This window comes from Streptomyces lichenis (assembly GCF_023218175.1).
Lineage (GTDB): Bacteria > Actinomycetota > Actinomycetes > Streptomycetales > Streptomycetaceae > Streptomyces > Streptomyces lichenis.
Genome location: NZ_JALPTH010000014.1, coordinates 54,036 through 70,938, shown reverse-complemented (window position 1 = coordinate 70,938; position 16,903 = coordinate 54,036). Strand labels below are relative to the sequence as shown.

At 74.6% G+C, this 16,903-nt stretch carries 8 protein-coding genes and 1 riboswitch; of the genes, 6 read left to right on the top strand and 2 right to left on the bottom strand.

Features of this window, described 5'->3' with window-relative positions; translation table 11 throughout:
- Positions 1-86: 86 nt before the first annotated feature.
- Positions 87-305: riboswitch (cobalamin riboswitch) on the bottom strand.
- Positions 306-410: 105 nt separating this feature from the next.
- Positions 411-737: a nuclear transport factor 2-like protein gene (locus M1O15_RS15910; RefSeq protein ID WP_248634502.1), complete on the bottom strand. Its 327-nt coding sequence runs from the start codon at positions 735-737 to the stop codon at positions 411-413.
- 334 nt (positions 738-1,071) lie between these two features.
- On the opposite strand from M1O15_RS15910, the gene M1O15_RS15905 reads away from it, so the two are divergent.
- Positions 1,072-4,419, top strand: a complete 3,348-nt coding sequence (locus M1O15_RS15905; RefSeq protein WP_248634501.1) for an AfsR/SARP family transcriptional regulator — start codon at positions 1,072-1,074, stop codon at positions 4,417-4,419.
- A gap of 25 nt (positions 4,420-4,444) precedes the next feature.
- On the opposite strand, the gene M1O15_RS15900 is transcribed toward M1O15_RS15905, so the two are convergent.
- The gene (locus tag M1O15_RS15900) at positions 4,445-4,648 is read right to left on the bottom strand and encodes a hypothetical protein (RefSeq protein WP_248634500.1); all 204 of its coding nucleotides are present in this window, start codon (positions 4,646-4,648) and stop codon (positions 4,445-4,447) included.
- Positions 4,649-4,965: 317 nt separating this feature from the next.
- Here M1O15_RS15900 and M1O15_RS31430 point away from each other — a divergent pair, with 317 nt between their 5' ends.
- The 5 genes from M1O15_RS31430 (at position 4,966) to M1O15_RS15875 (ending at position 16,903) form a co-directional block, all read left to right on the top strand.
- On the top strand, positions 4,966-6,339 hold the full coding sequence (locus tag M1O15_RS31430; RefSeq protein ID WP_282576804.1) for a helix-turn-helix domain-containing protein: 1,374 nt from the start codon (positions 4,966-4,968) through the stop codon (positions 6,337-6,339).
- A gap of 238 nt (positions 6,340-6,577) precedes the next feature.
- Positions 6,578-13,081, top strand: a complete 6,504-nt coding sequence (locus M1O15_RS15890; protein WP_248634499.1) for a non-ribosomal peptide synthetase — start codon at positions 6,578-6,580, stop codon at positions 13,079-13,081.
- Positions 13,078-13,875, top strand: coding sequence for a thioesterase II family protein (locus M1O15_RS15885; RefSeq protein ID WP_248634498.1), 798 nt, complete (start codon positions 13,078-13,080; stop codon positions 13,873-13,875). Before M1O15_RS15890 ends, M1O15_RS15885 begins: the two co-directional genes overlap by 4 nt.
- Positions 13,876-13,985: 110 nt before the next feature.
- Positions 13,986-15,020, top strand: a complete 1,035-nt coding sequence (locus tag M1O15_RS15880) for a TauD/TfdA family dioxygenase (RefSeq protein WP_248634497.1) — start codon at positions 13,986-13,988, stop codon at positions 15,018-15,020.
- A gap of 5 nt (positions 15,021-15,025) precedes the next feature.
- Positions 15,026-16,903: a non-ribosomal peptide synthetase gene (locus M1O15_RS15875; RefSeq protein WP_248634496.1), complete on the top strand. Its 1,878-nt coding sequence runs from the start codon at positions 15,026-15,028 to the stop codon at positions 16,901-16,903.

Sequence of the window (16,903 nt, the reverse complement as noted above, 5' to 3'; positions counted from 1 at the left end):
CCGGAACGCGCGGCACAGCGCGGTCCTCCGCCTGGTATGGGGGCCGACCCTCCCTCGGGGTCACCGGGACAGCCGTACGCGGTCGTTTCGCGTACGGGCAACGGGCAGGTCTTCGGACTCGCGGGCCCGCCCTCCTGGCCGGAGGACACCTACTGGCCGTCGCTTCCCAGGCCCGGTGGGCCCAGTGCGTATGACGGCGGTCGTTCCCGCTCACCGCTGCGGGGCAGTTCCGGATTCCCACCGGGTTCCCTCTTACGACGCCTCCCGTCTGGCGGACGGGGCGAACCAGCTGCACCGGCCACCCTACGGGTCCGGTGGACCGCCCGTCCGACCGCGTCCACGATTCGGAAAGTGAGCTGGACCACTCCGGCGATGTCGGTGGACCGGGTGCACCGGGGGAGGCCCCGCCCCTACCGCAGCCCGGCGTGGTAGCGGCGGCAGCCCCGCAGCATGCCCTCCGCCGACAAGGTGAACACGTCCACGAACTCGCCCAGCCCCGGCACCAGCCGGCCCATCACCACCACGCAGTCCCCCTCGGCGACGATCCGCTGGATATGGTGCCGCCCGCCGTACGGGGCGGGCTCCGGGACGGCGCCCCGGGCCCCCTCGTGCAGCAGCGAACCGAGGCCGTCCAGATCGCCGGTGTCCAGGTAGTGGTAGGCCAGTCGCACATGGTCGACGCCGGAGTCCGTGACGACACGGCTGGGCGGCAGGGGCCCGGCTTGCCGGCTCTGCATGGGGCAGTCCTTTCCGTACACCCCCCGCCCGGCCAGGCGGAGGCACCTCCACGGTGCGCCGGAGCCGCAACCCCCCGCTATCCCCGCCCTATCCCCCGTCGGCCGCGAACCTGCGAGCAGGCCGAAAGCGTTCACCATCACCGAATCCACACACCATGGACAAGTGCGGAATCGTCCGTGAAAATGAGCCAGCGCACGCCCACCGCTCCGCTGCTCGGCCGCTCCGCTCCTCACCCCTGTTCCCGTGCGCCACCGGCTGGGAGACTCATTGACTGGTTCGCCCGGCGGGGCACCCGAGACCGCGGACACCGTCGTCTTCCGTATCCTCGGACCCTTGCAGGTCATCGGGTACGGCGGCCCCGTGCGCGTGCCGCCCGGGCGCCAGGAGGTCATCCTCGCCGCCCTGCTGCTGGAGGCGAACCGGGTCGTCAGCACGGACCACCTGGTGGACCTGATCTGGGACGACGACCCCCCGGACACCGCCCGCACCCAGGTGCAGATCTGCGTCTCCCGGCTGCGCAAGCTCTTCACGGCCGTGCGGATCGACGCCGCCATCACCACCCGGCCGCCCGGCTATGTGCTGAAGACCGACGAGGGTGCGGTGGACGCCGCCGTGTTCGGCCGCCGGGTCGCCGGCGCCCGGGCGTCGGAGCGCCGGGGAGCGGTCGGCGAGGCCGTCGAACTGCTGCGCTCCGCCGAGGAGTTGTGGCTCGGTGACTGCCTGGGCGGGATATCCGGCCACACCCTGCGCAGCAAGGCGCGCCAGCTGGACGAGGAGCGGCTGACCGCGACCGAGACCCGGATCGGGCTGGAACTCGACCTGGGGCGCCACCACCATCTGGTCGGCGCGATCCAGCTCCTGGTGCACCAGCATCCGCTACGGGAGCGGCTGCGCGGCCAGTTGATGCTGGCCCTCTACCGCTCGGGCCGCCAGGCCGAAGCGCTGGAGGCCTACCGGGTGGGCCGCGAACTGCTGGTGGAGGAGCTGGGCCTGGAGCCCGGCACCGAGCTGCGGCGGCTGGAGTCCGCGATCCTGGCCGGCGAGGTGCCGCCTCCGACCGGAAGCGCACCCGGCGGCACCGGCTCCGAGGCTGCCATGGACGGCGCCGGCGCTTCCGCCGCCCCCGGGCCCCCGGGAGGTGCCCCGGACCGGGCCGTCATCCCCCCGCCGCCGGGCGGGGTGGGGGGTGCGGGGCGGCCGGTGGCCCCGAGCACCCTCGTCGCCGATCGGGTCATCGGGGTGGTGGCGGGCGAGCCCGAGCGGCTGCCCGGGGCCGGGGTCGAGGCCGATCCCGGAGCCGCCGGACGGTCGGCCGGGAGCGCGGACGCGGACGCGTGGCCCGAAGCCGGCGGCGATGGCGAGAGCGGTGGCGGTGGCGATGCCCGTCACCCGATGCCCGGCGCCGCCACCGAGGAGCCGCCGCGCCGGACCGGCGGCGCCCCGCTCCCGGCCACCGCACCCGAGGTCCCCCGGCAACTCCCCGCCGACACCGCCGACTTCGTCGGAGACGAGCAGCGCATCGAGGGTATCGAGCAGATCCTGCTCGGGGCCGCGGAGCGCCGCGCCGTCGGGCTCGCCGTGATCGTCGGGAAGCCGGGAACCGGCAAGTCCACCCTCGCCACCCATATCGCCCACCGGCTGGCCGACACCCGCTTCCCCGACGGTCAGCTCTACTGCGATCTGCGCGGCACCGGCACCCCCGCCACCGCCTCCGAGGTGCTCGGGCGCTTCCTGCGCGCCCTCGGCATCCCCGGCCCGGTGATCCCCGAGTCGCTGGACGAGCGCGCCGAGATGTACCGCACCCTGCTCGCCGCCCGCCGAGTCCTCGTGGTCCTGGACGACGCCGCCTCCGAGAGCCAGGTCCGGCCGCTGCTGCCCGGCGGCAGCCGCTGCGCGGTGCTGGTCACCAGCCGGGTCCGGCTCACCGGATTGCCCGGCGCGCACCGGGTGGAGCTCGACGTCCTGGGCACCGGGCACGCCCTGGAACTGCTGGGCCGGGTCATCGGCGCCGAGCGGGTGGAGCGCGAGGCGGTCGCCGCCGAGGCCCTGGTCGGCACCGTCGGCGGGCTGCCGCTGGCGCTGCGGATCGTGGCCGCCCGGCTGGCCGCCCGCCCGCACTGGACGCTTGCCTCCATGGTGCACCGGCTCGCCAACGAGCGGCACCGGCTGGACGAGCTGACCCACGGCGAGATGACCATGCGGGCCAGTCTCTCGCTCACCCACGACGGGCTGCGCCCGGACGACCGGCGGCTGCTGCGCCTGCTCAGCCTCGCGCAGGGGCCCTCGCTGCCCGGCTGGCTGGCCGGGGCACTGCTCGACGACGACCGGCCCTTCCCCTCCGACCTGCTGGAACCGCTGGTCGACGTGCAGATGCTGGATGTGGTGGGGGTGGAGTCCACCGGGGGCTTCCGCTATCGCTTCCACGAGATCATCCGCGTCTTCGCCCGTGAGCAGCTCGCCGCCCACGACGAACCGGCCGTCCAGACGGCGGCGCTGCGCCGGATGATGGGCGGCTGGATGGCGCTCGCCGAGGAGGCCCACCGCCGGGTCTACGGAGGCGACTTCACCGTGCTGCACGGCTCCGCCCCGCGCTGGACACCACCCGCCGCGTACCGGGACGAGCTGCTGGTCCAGCCGCTGGAATGGCTGGACAGCGAGCACGCCAACCTGGTGCAGGCGGTCGAGCACGCCGCCGCCGAGCAGCTGGACGAGCTCTGCTGGGACCTGGCCACCACCCTGGTCACCCTGTTCGAGGTGCGCGGCTATCTGGACGACTGGGAGCGCACCCACCGGCTCGCCCTGGACGCCGCCCGCTCGGCGGGCAACCGGCGGGGCAGCGCCGCCGTGCTCAGCTCACTGGGCTCGCTCTACCTCACCCGTGGCCAGCACGAGGAGTCCAAGGCGGCGCTGACCACGGCGCTCGGGCAGTTCGAGGAGCTGGGCGACCGGCAGGGCCTCGCCCTCTGCCACCGCGACCTTGCCCTGCTGGAACGTTTCCGCGGACAGGAGGACCGCGCGCTGGCGCTGTACGAGCGGGCGCTGCGCGACTTCGACCTCGCGGGCGATGTGGTGGGCCGGGCCATCGTGCTCACCCAGAGCGCCCAGATCTGGATGGCCCGCGGGCAGAGCGCGGCGGCGCAGAGCCGACTGGACGAGGCCCTGGGCATCTACCGCTCGGTCGGCTATCTCGGCGGTCAGGCCCGCACTCTGCGCCGGGCCGGCCAACTCCTCCAGCAGCAGGGCGAGCACGAGCGGGCGGTGCGCACCTTCACGGAGGTGCTGGAGCTGTGCCGGGACGGCGGCGACGTGATCGGCGAGGGCCATCTCCTGCGCGACCTGGGCAACGCCCACGCCGTGAGGGGAGCGGGGGAGCAGGCCCGCGGCTGCTACGACCAGGCGCTGACGGTCCGCGAGCAGATCATGGACCACGGCGGGGCCGCGCTGGTGCGCCTGGACCTGGCGCGGCTGCTGACCCGCGAGGGCGGGGCGGCGGAGCGGTCACGGGCGCGGGAGCTGCTGCGGGGCGCGGTCCGGGCCTTCCGGGACCGGCGGATGGAGCCGGAACTCGCGGAGGCGGAGAGCCTGCTCGCCCAGGCCGGAGCCGGGACGGAGGCCTTGGCGGTGGGCGCGGAGGGGGAGGGCGGCGCGGACGCGGCGCTGCCGGGACTCGCCGGCCGGTAGCCGGCGTCACGCGGACCGCGCGGCGTCAGTCCCAGGGGTTGTTGCCGTTGGTCGTGCCCGGGGCGGGGGTGGTGGTCCCCGGAGCGGGGGTGCCCGTCTGGCTGCTGCCGGTCCCGGTGCCGGTCCCCGGGGTGGCGTCGTCGGCGAGGGCGGCCTGCGCACCGAACAGGGTGGCGCCGGCGAGGGCGACGGTGACGACGGCGGCGCGCAGGGCGGTGGTGACAGCCATGTCGGGCTTCCTTCCGAGGAGTTCGGCGAGCCGCGCCCCGGAGGTCCGGAGCGCCGCGTTCTTCGTGGTCACCACAGTGCGGGCGGCCGGAATCCCCGCGCCGTTCCCGCCTCTATCCCCGCGCTATCACGGCCCGGACGCCCCGGAGCGGAGGGCGATAGCGCGCGTCGGAGGGCGGAACAGCGCGATCTGGGGACGCGATAGCGGGGGCCGTGGGGCCCGGTGGGCGGGGCGGTCGGGGGATGCTCCGGCGATAGCCCGCTGCCGACGATGGGAGACGTACCGCACACCGTCCCCCAACGTCGTCGGGAGCCCGTATGAACACGGCCGTCGCTGTCAGCTCGTCGTCCGAGACCCCCGAGGTGGGAGCCCTCATACGTGCCCACCGGTTGCGCATCGGCATGACCCAGCGGCAGTTGGCGGACCTCTCCACGATCAGCGTCCGGGCCATCCGCGACCTGGAGCAGGGCCGGGCGAGACGGCCCCGCACGGACACCGTGCGGCTGATGGCCGAGGCGCTGCGGCTCGGCCCGCGGGCCAGGGCCGTGCTGGAGGAGGCCGGCCGGCGCAGCCGCGGCAACGGACTCGGAGCGGCCCCGGCCGAGCTCCCGGCCCCGCCCACCGCGCTCCACCCGGCCGTCGGCCGGGACACCGAGGTCGGCGTCCTGGTCGAGGAGCTGTCCGCCCCGAGAGCGGAACGCCTGGTCAATGTGGTGGGACTGACCGGAGTCGGCAAGACCCGACTCGCCCTGGAGGTCGCGGCGCGGCTGCACACGGCGGGGATGCCGGTGCTGTGGTGGGACGGTTCGGGAGCGCCGAGCGAGCATCTGGCGACGGCACCGGAGCCCGTACGCCTGCGGCTCTCCGCGCTCACCGCCGGGCTCTACCCCGACCACCGGGACCACCGGGAGGGCGCCGGAGGCACGGGCGTCGCGTCCGCCGACGGCTGGGCCCCGGCGGCGGACCTCGCGGCACTCGTCGGCGACGGCCCCGCCCTGCTGGTGCTCGACGGGGTGCCCGCCGCCCCCGGCCGCCTCGACCGGCTGGCCCGGCTGCTGCGCGACTACCCCGGACTGCGGGTCCTGGCCACCGGAGAGGACCCGTGGGAGGTGCCCGGCGAGCGCGTCTTCCTGCTCGGCCCGCTGGAGGTGCCCGCCGCGACGGAGCCCGGGGACCCCCAGCAGGCCGCGGTACGGATGTTCCTGCACCAGGTCCGCCGGGTGCGCCCCGAGTTCACCCCGGACCGCGCCGACCTGGCACGGGCCGCCGCCGTCTGCCGCGGCCTGGACGGCCACCCGGCCGCGCTGGCCGCCGCCGCGTCCTGGCTGGTGGTCTGCGACCTGGCCGCGCTGTGCGGCACCCTCGACGCCGATCCCGCGGCCCTCCTGGACCACCTCGGCGGCCACAGCTCGGGCCGGATCCGGGACGCACTGGACGACCGGCTCGACCGGCTGCCCGCCGGGCCGCGCGAGCTGCTGGACCTCCTCTGCGACCACCCCGCGGAGTCCTTCGCCCTGGCCGACCTGCTGTCGCTGACCGGACGCGGCCTGCCGGACAGCGGCCGGCTGCTGCGCGAGCTGCTGCTCAGCGGGGTCGTCCGGGCCGCCCACGAGGTCGACGGCTCCCGCTTCCGGGTCCTGGGCATCGTCCGCGCGCACTGCCGGGCGCGGAAGGCCGCCGCTGCCCGCTGAACTGCTGCCCGAGTGCCGCAGGCAACTGCCGCCCGCGCCCTCGCGCCCGGGCTTGGATGGCGACGCCGCCAAGGTCCCGCACCCCGGCCGGCGCCGGCACCGACAGCGACGGCGGAGCCGCACCCCGGCCGGCGCCGACAGGCCAAGCACCGCCCACCGCCCCGCCCCTCGCCAGCGCCGTGGGGTCCGCCCCGCCCCGGCCGACCGCCAGCCGCCCACCAGCAGGAGGAGCCCCCGCATGCCCCCGAACGCCTCCGCGCCCGGTTCCGTGCCCGGTTCAGCGTCCGGTCCCGTGCCCGGCACGGTGACCGGCACCGATCCCGGCCCCGCGTCCGCGGCCCGGCGGCTGCCGCTGTCCGCGGCCCAGCGCGACATCTGGCTGGCCCACGGCCTTGACCCCTCCGGCCGCCGCTACGGCATCGGCGAGTACCGGGAGATCCTGGGCACCCTGGACCCGGAGCTCTTCGCCCGCTGCTGGTACCAACTCGCCCGCGAGGCGGACGTGCTGCGCATCCGGGGCATCGGGGCCGACGAACACGGGCCGTGGCAGCTGCTGCACTCCGCACCCGGTGACCGGGCCGTGCGGCTGGTGGACCTGAGCGATGAGCCCGACCCCGCGGCGGCCGCACGGAGCTGGATGGCCGAGGAGATGGCCCGGCCCTTCGACCTGGCCGAGGACTGGCTCACCCGGCATGTGCTGCTCAAGGCCGCCCCGGACCACTGGTTCTATCTGCACACCTTCCACCACCTCGCCATCGACGGCATGGGCATCGCCCTGCTGGACCGCCGACTGGTCGAGCTGTACGACCGGTCAGCCGCCGGAGAGCCCTGGGGACCCAGCCCCTTCGGCGCGCTGCCCGACCTGCTGGCCGAGGACGCCGCGTACCGCCAGTCCCCGGCGGCTGCCGAGGAGCGCGCCCACTGGCTCACCCATCTCGCCGGACTGCCCGACCCCCCGCGCCTGGCCGAGGGCCGTACCACTCTCGACGCCCTCGACGCCCATGTCGGCAAGGACAGCGCGCCCCCCTTCGTCCGGCGCACCGTACTGCTGCCGCCCGCCGAGGCGGACCGGCTCCGTGACACCGCCCGCGGCCATCGCTCGACCTGGTCGATGCTGGTGATCACCCTGGTCGCCGCCTATCTGCACCGGATCAGCGGAAGCCGTGAGCTCGTCCTCGGACTTCCGGTGACGGGCCGCACCACGGACCTGGCACGCTCCACACCCGGCATGGTGTCCAACATCGTGCCCCTGCGGATCGAGGTACGGGGTGGCGAAAGCCTCGCCGAGCTGCTGACGGGCGTGGTGCGCGAGACCAAGCGGGCCCTGCGCCACCAGCGCACCCGCTACGAGGACCTCCGACGCGAGCTGGGGTCCGCCGGGGCCGAGGCCCGTATCGCCTCACCCCTGGTCAACATCATGGCGTTCGCCCCCGGGATGAGCTTCTGCGGCCAGCCGACCGTCCAGCACAACCTGTCCAACGGCCCGGTGGACGACCTCGCCGTGGGCGTCTACGACCTCGGACCGGCCGGCGGCCTCCGCATCGACTTCGACGCCGCGCCGGACGTCTGCGACCTCGCCGCGGTCGCCGACCACCAGGACCGCTTCCGGCGCTTTGTGACCAGCGCCCTGGACGGCATCCGATCGTCCGCGCTGCGCTCCATCGAGCTGCTGGACGCGGAGGAACGGCACCAGGTGCTGGGGGAGTGGTCCGGGCGGCGCACGGAGGCCGAACTCAGCTCGCTGGGGCAGCGATTCGAGCGGCAGGCGCGGCGGACACCCGAGGCGCCCGCCCTGATCGCAGGCGAACGCACCGTCTCGTACGGCGAGTTGGACGCGGAATCGAACCGGCTGGCCCGCCACCTGGTGACCCGGGGCCTGGGTCCGGGTGATCTCGCGGGGGTACTGCTGGACCGCGGTGTGGAGTTCGCCGTCGCCGTACTGGCGGTGGTGAAGTCAGGCGCGGGATACGCCCTGCTGGACCCGGACTTCCCGGATGAGCGGTTGTTCGCGACGGCCCGGGACGCGGCCGTACGGCTGCTGGTCACCGACACCCGCCACGCCGACCGCCTGGCCGACGGCCCCTGGACGACCGTACGCGCGGACGGCGAAGCCGCCACCACCGCCGCGTATCCGAGCACCCCCCTCGGCATACCGCTCACCCCGGAGCACCCCGCCTGTGTGATGTTCACGTCCGGCTCGACCGGGCGGCCCAAGGGGATCCTGTCCTCCCACCGCAATCTGGTCTCCACCCTCACCGCCCAGACCTACGCGACCTTCGGGCCCGGTGAGGTGTTCCTCCAGTGCTCGCCGGTGTCCTGGGACGCGTTCAGCCTGGAGTTCTGGGGCGCGCTGCTCCACGGCGGGGCGACGGTGTTGCAACCCGGGCAGCGTCCGGAGCCGGCGCTGGTGGCGGAGCTGGCGCGGGCGCGCGGGGTGACCATGCTCCAGGTCTCTTCCAGCCTCTTCAACTATCTGACCGATGAGCACCCGGAGGCCTTTGACACCGTCCGGACCGTCTTCACCGGTGGCGAACCCGCCTCGCCCACCCACGTCCACACCCTTCAGCGGCTCCATCCGCACCTCACCGTGGCCAACGGCTATGGCCCCGCCGAGTCCATGGGCTTCACCACCACCTACACCGTCCCCCGCTCCACCCAGGCGCCCGCCACCCTCCCCATCGGCTCCCCGCTGACCAACAAGCACGCCTATGTCCTGGACGGCGGGCTGCGGCCGGTGCCGCCAGGGGTGACGGGCGAGCTGTATCTGAGCGGGGATGGTCTGGCCTACGGCTATCTGGGGCAGTCCGGCACCACCGCCACCCGCTTCATCCCGCACCCCTACGACCCCTCCGGCGCCCGGCTGTACCGGACCGGGGACCTCGCCCACTGGGACCGCGCGGGTCAGCTGCATTACACCGGGCGCTCCGACAGCCAGGTCAAGGTGCGCGGGTTCCGGGTGGAGCCCACCGAGATCGAGACCGCGCTGACCACTCACCCGGCTGTCGTCCAGGCCACGGTAGGGGTGTACGGCGACCGGCTGGCCGCTCACATCGTCCTCGGCCCGGCCGCCGCCACGACCGCCCCGCCGGAGATACGCGCCTGGCTGGCCGAGCGGCTGCCCGAGCACCTGGTCCCGGCCCATCTGATGGTGCTGGACCGGCTGCCACTCACCCCCAACGGCAAGATCGACCGGCGTGCTCTGCCGCCGATCGAGGCCCCACCGGTCGCCGCCGGCCGGGCTCCGCGCACCGAGCTGGAGGAGATCGTCCGCACCCTGGTGACCGAGGTGCTGGACGCGCCCCACCCGCTCACCATCGACGACGACTTCTTCCAGCATGGCGGACACTCCCTGCGCGCCGCCCGGCTCACCAACCGGATCGCCGCCACCCTCGGCACCTCGCTCACCCTTCGGGACGTCTTCGCCCACCCCACGCCCGCCGCCCTCGCTGCGCACCTCACCACCGTGGACGGCCGGCGCCGCGCACTGCCCCCGCTGGTCCCCACCGGCGACCGGCCCGAACCGCCCCCGCTGTCCGCCGCCCAGGCCCGGCTGTGGCTGGTGGCCGGACTGGAGGGCGCCGGAGGCACCGCGTACAACGTGCCGCTGACCGTCACCCTCGACGGCGAACTGGACATCGACGCGCTACGCGCCGCGTTCACGGACCTCACCGACCGGCACGCCCCGCTGCGGACCAGGATCGGCACCGGACCGGACGGCGAGCCGTACCAGCTGATCGACCCGCCCGCCCTCTGCTTCGAGCATCGGCGTACGTCCCTCCACGAGCTGGACGAGGAGCTGCGCACCGCCGCGAGCCACCCCTTCGACCTGACCACCGAACACCCCCTGCGGATCACCCTGTTCCAGACCGCCACCCGTTTCTCAACCCTGCTGATCCTGCTCCATCACATCGCCACCGACGGCCGCTCGCTGGCACCGCTCCTCGCCGATCTGTCCCTCGCCTACACCGCCCGCCGCTCCGGCCGCGCACCCGACTGGGCCGCCCTCCCGATCAGCTACGGCGACTACGCCCACTGGCAGCACGCGCTCCCCGAAGACCCGGACCAACTCGCCTTCTGGCGTACCGCACTCGCCGACCTGCCCGAGGAACTGGGGCTCGTCCCGGACCGGCCGCGCCCACCGGTGGCGGGACACCGGGGCGGGGCGGTGGAGTTGGACTTCGGGCCCGAGCTGTACCAGCGGGTCACCGCACTGGCGCGGGCCGAGCGCTGCACCCCGTTCATGGTGCTCCAGGCAGCGCTGGCGGCCACCCTCACCCGGCTGGGCGCGGGCACGGACATCCCCCTCGGCTCCCCGGTGGCCGGCCGGTCGGACGAGACCCTGGACGGGCTGGTCGGGTTCTTCGTCAACACCCTGGTGCTCCGCACCGACACCTCGGCTGACCCCGACTTCCGCACCCTGCTGGAACGGGTGCGCACCGCCGACCTCGATGCCTTCGCCCACCAGGACGTCCCCTTCGACCGGGTGCTGGAGGCCGTCAACCCGGCCCGCTCACTCGCCAGACACCCGCTGTTCCAGGTGTGCCTGGCCCTGGAGAGCGGCCCGGCCGACCGGCCTGAACTGCCCGGGCTGCGAGTCGGCGCCGTCGAACCGGTGGCCACCGGGGCGGTCAAGTTCGACCTGGAGTTCCTGCTCCGCGCCGACCAGGAGCGCGGGCTCACCGGGCATCTGCTGTTCAGCTCGGACCTCTACGAGCGGCACACCGCCGAACGGCTGGCCGCCGCCCTGCGCCGCACCCTGGAACAGGCCGTCACCGCACCCGAAACCCGGCTCTCCGCTCTGGAGTTGCTGGACGAGGAGGAGCGGCGCCGGGTACTGGGGGAGTGGGCCGGGCACCGGGCGGAGATCGGGACCGGTTCGCTGGTGGAGCGGTTCGAGCGGCAGGCGCGGCTCACACCCGACGCGCCCGCGCTGATCAGCGGGCAGGAGACCGTCTCGTACGGGGAGTTGGACGCACGGTCGAACCGGCTGGCCCGTCATCTGGTGGCCCGGGGGCTGGGTCCGGGGGGTCTCACCGGGGTGCTGCTGGACCGTGGTGTGGAGTTCGCCGTAGCCGTGCTGGCGGTGGTGAAGTCGGGCGCGGGATACGCCCTGCTGGACCCGGACTTCCCGGATGAGCGGTTGTCGGCGACGGTCCGGGACGCGGCGGTACGGCTGCTGGTCACCGACGCTCGCCACGGCGACCGACTGCCCGGCGGGCCCGGGGCGACGACCGTGCGCATGGACGACGAGGCCGCCACCATCGCCGCGTACCCGAGCACCGCTCTCCCCATCCGCCCCCGCCTCGATGACCCCGCCTGTGTGATGTTCACCTCCGGCTCGACCGGGCGGCCCAAGGGGATTCTGTCCTCCCACCGCAATCTGGTCTCCACCCTCACCGCCCAGACCTACGCCTCCTTCGGGCCCGGTGAGGTGTTCCTCCAGTGCTCGCCCGTGTCCTGGGACGCGTTCAGCCTGGAGTTCTGGGGCGCGCTGCTGCACGGCGGGGCGACCGTCCTCCAGCCGGGACAGCGTCCGGAGCCGGCGCTGGTGGCGGATTTGGCGCGGGCGCACGGGGTGACCATGCTCCAGGTCTCCTCCAGCCTCTTCAACTATCTGACCGATGAGCACCCGGAGGCCTTCGGTACCGTCCGGACCGTCTTCACCGGTGGTGAGCCCGCCTCGCCCACCCATGTGCACACCCTTCAGCGGCTCCATCCGCACCTCACGGTGGCCAACGGCTACGGCCCCGCCGAGTCCATGGGCTTCACCACCACCCACACCGTCCCGCGCTCCACCCAGGCGCTCGCCACCCTCCCCATCGGTATCCCGCTGACCAACAAGCACGCCTATGTCCTGGACGGCGGGCTGCGGCCGGTGCCGCCAGGGGTGACCGGGGAGCTGTATCTCAGCGGGGATGGTCTGGCGTACGGCTATCTGGGGCAGCCCGGCACCACCGCCACCCGCTTCGTCCCGCACCCCTTCGGTCCGCCCGGCGCTCGGCTGTACCGGACGGGCGACCTCGCCCACTGGGACCACCAGGGCCGTCTGCACTACACCGGGCGCTCCGACAGCCAGGTCAAGGTGCGTGGCTTCCGGGTCGAGCCCACCGAGGTCGAGACCGTCCTCACCACTCACCCGGCTGTCATTCAGGCCACGGTAGGGGTGTACGGCGACCGGCTGGTCGCTCATATCGTCCTTGCCCCGGCCGCCGCCACGACCGCCCCGCCGGAGGTACGCGCCTGGCTGGCCGAGCGGCTGCCCGAGCATCTGGTCCCGGCCCGTCTGATGGTGCTGGACCGGCTGCCACTCACCCCCAACGGCAAGATCGACCGGCGTGCTCTGCCCGTCCCCGTACCGACCGCGTCTACCGCCGCCCGCCGGCCGCGTACCCCGCTGGAAGAGACCGTGTGCGCGCACTTCACCGCCGTCCTCGGCACGCCCGCGCCGCTCACCCTCGACGACGACTTCTTCGAGCACGGCGGGCACTCGCTGCTCGCCGCCCGGCTGGCGAACCGGCTGGCCCCGGCCGTGGGCGCCGCGCTCTCGCTGCGCGATGTGTTCCGGCACCCCACGCCCGCCGCGCTCACCGCACTCCTCGACGGCCGGCTCCGCTCGGCCACCGCGAAGCCGCGACGGGCCAGGCCCGCCCTGCGCCGCCGCGCCGCTCCCGAGGCCGCCGCCCCGGCCGCCCCGCCGTCCTCCCAGCCCGCGCAGCCCGAACAGGAACGGATCCCCTCATGAACTCCTACACCGCGACGCCCTCTTCCGCCGACCCGGAGGACATCGTCTGGGACCTCCCCGGCGAGGGCCCCCAGCGCACCGCGCTGCTGGTGCTGCCGCACGCGGGTGGCAACGCCCACGCCTACGCCGAGTGGCGCGGGCACCTGCCGGACGACGTACGGCTGCTGGTGGGCCAGTACCCCGGCCGGGGCGCCCGGTTCGCCGAGGACCTGCCCCGGGACATCGCCGATCTGGCCGGCCCGGTCGCCGCCGCGCTGCCCGCCGGTGCGGTGGACGACCTGGTGGTGCTCGGCCACAGCATGGGCTCGCTGGTCGCCTTTGAGGTGGTACGCCTGCTCCAGGCGGCCGGCCGGTCCCCGCGCGCCCTGGTCGCCTCCGCCTGCCGGGCGCCGTTCCTGCCCAACCCCAGCGCCGTGTACCCGGAGCGGCTGGACGACGACCAGCTGGTCGCGGCCATCAAGGAGCGCGGCGGGACCGATGACGGCATCCTGGACGAGCCCGAGCTGCGGGAGATCATCATCCCGTCCATCCGGGCGGACTTCGCCATCGACGACGTCTACCGCTGCCCGGTGGCGGCCGCCCGGGTGGACTGCCCGGTCACCGTGATCGGCGGTGACGCCGACCCGGTGGTGCCGGTGGACGCCCTGGCCCGCTGGGCCGAGATCACCGAGCACGGCTTCGCCCGCCATGTCCTGACCGGGGGCCACTTCTACTTCCAGCAGCGGCTGCCCGAGTTCTTCGCGCTGCTGCGGCCCGTCCTGGGCGCCGCCCACCGGACCGCCGCACCCGCCTGACGCGGCTGCCGCGCCTCGGCCCCACCTGCCTGACCGACCGGGCCGGGCCCCCGGCCCTCCCCTCCCGTACACCCCCCGTTCTTCCCCCTCCGTCGAAGCGAGGACCCACCATGACCACCTTCGCCGCCTCTCCCGCCACCACCGGTGTCGTCCCGGTGCGCGAGCCCGGAAAGCCCGTCGTCGTGCACACCCCGGCCGGTGCCGACCTGGACACCGCCGTCGCCTGGCTGGAGGAGCACCGGGCCGCCGTCCAGGCCGAGTTGCACCGCTCCGGCGCGGTGCTGCTGCGCGGTCTGCCGGTCCGGGACGCCGCCGCCTTCGCCCGGGCCCGGGACGCCCTGATCCAGCGGCGGGCCGGCTACAAGGAGAAGGCCACCCCGCGTACCGACTTCGGCGAGGGCGTGTTCTCCTCCACCGACCTGCCCGCCGTCCAGCCGATCAGACTCCACAACGAGAACAGCTACACCCTGGACTTCCCCGGGGTGCTGCTCTTCGGCTGCGTCACCGCGCCCGAGGAGGGCGGCGCCACCACCACCGGCGATATGCGCGAGGCGCTGCGGCTGCTGCCGCCGGAGCTGGTCGCCCGGTTCGAGCGGGCCGGCTGGCTGCTGGTGCGCAACTACTCCGAACTGGCCGGGCTGCCCTGGCAGAAGACTTTCGCCACCGAGGACCGGGCGGTCGCCGAGGCCTACTGCGACGAGAACACCGTGGGTTACGAGTGGACGGACGACGACTCCCTGGTCACCCGCCAGCGCCGCTCGGCGGTCGTCACCCACCCGGTGACCGGGGAGCGGACCTGGTTCAACCACTTCGCCTTCTGGAACAGCCGCACCCTGGACCCGGACGTCCGCGAGGTGCTGGTGGACACCTACGGCGAGGACGGACTGCCGTTCAACACCTACCTGGGTGACGGCAGCCGCCTCACCGACGCCGAGGTGGACACCATCAACGCCGTCTACGACCGGGTCACCGTCCGGGAGACCTGGCAGGTGGGCGATCTGATGCTGGTCGACAACATCCTCTGCGCGCACGGCCGCGAGGCGTTCCGCGGGGACCGGAAGATCCTCGTCGCCATGGGCGAGCCGGTCGCGCTCGCCGACTGCTCGCCCGCCACCCGGCCGTCTACCACCCCGTTCGGAGCGTGAGCCCGATGACCGCCGTCCTCCCCGAGCGCCCCGCCGCCGACACTGCCATCCCCTCCGCCCCCGCTCCCGTCTCCGCCGCCGATCTGCTGGAGCGGCTGGCCGCCGTCCCGGGCGACCGCCGGGCCGTGGTCGCCCGGGACCGTACGCTGAGCTTCGACGCCCTGCGGGCCGAGGCCATGCGGATCGCGGCCCGGCTGACCGCCCGCGGCATCGGGCCGGAGAGCGTGGTGGCCCTCTGCCTGCCGCGCGGCGCCGATCTGGTGGCCGCCCTGATCGGCACCCTCACCGCCGGTGCCGCCTACCTCCCGGTCGACCCCAAGCTGCCCGCCGAGCGCCGCCGCTATCTGGTGGAGGACGCCGGAGCCGACCTGGTGGTCACCGCCGGACCGGTCACCGCCGCCCACCAGGTCACCGTGGCCGAACTGACCGCCGGCGAGCCGGAGGCGGCCGCGTACGCCCCGGTCCCGGTGGCTCCCGGAACCCTCGCCTATGTCCTCTACACCTCCGGCTCCACCGGCCGCCCCAAGGGCGTGGAGATCGGCCGAGGGGCCGCCGCCGCCCTGCTGGCCGAGCTGGAGCGGACCGGGATAGTGGCAGGCGAGGACGGGACGGGGGTCGGTGGCCGGGTGGGCTGGAACGCCTCGCCCTCCTTCGACGCCTCCGTGCAGCAGTGGGTACGGATCTGCCGCGGCGACACCCTGGTGATGATCGACGAGGAGACCCGGGCCGACCCCGCGCTGCTCGCCCGGTTCGTGGACGAGCAGGGGCTGACCGACCTCGATCTGACCCCCTCGCACGCGGACCCGCTGCTGGACCTGCTCGGCGCCCCCGGGTCTCCCGGGGCCGGGCCGCGCCCGCTCACCCTGCTGGTCGGCGGCGAGGCGATCAGCCCGGCCCTCTGGCGGCGGATCGGGGAGCGCACCGCCGACGGCACGGTCCGCGCGGTCAACCTCTACGGGCCCACCGAGTGCACGGTCGACGCCACCGCCGGCTGGATCGACGGCACCGGCACCCCGCATATCGGCACCCCGCTGCCCGGGCTGCGGGCCCGGGTGCTGGACGACAAGCTGAACCCGGTGCCGCCCGGCGAGAGCGGCGAGCTGTATCTCGCGGGCCCCCGGGTGGGGCGCGGCTACCGCAACCGGCCCGCCCTCACCGCCGAGCGGTTCACCGCCGACAGCGCCGCCGACGCGGTCCCCGGCGACCGGATGTACCGCACCGGCGATCTGGTACGGGCCCTGCCGGACGGGCGGCTCGGCTACCTCGGCCGGGCCGACGGGCAGGTCAAGCTGCGCGGCCACCGCATCGAACTGCCGGAGATCGAAGCCGCGTTGGCCGCCCTGCCCCCGGTCGCCGAGGCCGTCGCCGTACTTCGGGAGGACGTCCACGGGGCGCCCGGGATCGTCGCCTACTACCGGCCCGCCCCGGGGGCCGGTGACGCCACCCCCGAGGCCCTGCGCGCCCGGCTTGCCGCTGCTCTCCCCGCGTATATGGTCCCGGCCGCCCTGGTCGCCCTGGACCGCTTCCCGGTCACCGTCGGCGGCAAGCTGGACCGGGCCGCCCTGCCCGCCCCCGGGCCCGCCCTGCCCGCCCCTGGGCCCGCCCCGGCCGAGCCGGGCACGGCCGACGGCCCGGCAGGCGGGCTGACCCGCTCCGAGCAGCTGATCGCCGGTGTCTGGGCGGCCGTGCTGAACGCCCCGCGCATCGGACCGGAGGACAACTTCTTCAAGCTGGGCGGCCACTCGCTGCTGGCGATCAAGCTGGTCTCCCGGGTCCGCGCCGAACTGGGCGTCGCCCTGCCGGTCAAGGCCGTCTACGCCCACCCCCGGCTGCGTGACCTCGCCATCCACATCGACGGGCTCATCGCGGCCCAGGACCGCTGA

Bases quoted from the DNA above. Each gene is read 5' to 3' on its own strand.
- M1O15_RS15910 (WP_248634502.1), bottom strand. From the start codon at position 737: ATGCAGAGCCGGCAAGCCGGGCCCCTGCCGCCCAGCCGTGTCGTCACG.
- M1O15_RS15900 (WP_248634500.1), bottom strand. From the start codon at position 4,648: ATGGCTGTCACCACCGCCCTGCGCGCCGCCGTCGTCACCGTCGCCCTC.
- M1O15_RS31430 (WP_282576804.1), top strand. From the start codon at position 4,966: ATGAACACGGCCGTCGCTGTCAGCTCGTCGTCCGAGACCCCCGAGGTG.
- M1O15_RS15890 (WP_248634499.1), top strand. From the start codon at position 6,578: ATGCCCCCGAACGCCTCCGCGCCCGGTTCCGTGCCCGGTTCAGCGTCC.
- M1O15_RS15885 (WP_248634498.1), top strand. From the start codon at position 13,078: ATGAACTCCTACACCGCGACGCCCTCTTCCGCCGACCCGGAGGACATC.
- M1O15_RS15880 (WP_248634497.1), top strand. From the start codon at position 13,986: ATGACCACCTTCGCCGCCTCTCCCGCCACCACCGGTGTCGTCCCGGTG.
- M1O15_RS15875 (WP_248634496.1), top strand. From the start codon at position 15,026: ATGACCGCCGTCCTCCCCGAGCGCCCCGCCGCCGACACTGCCATCCCC.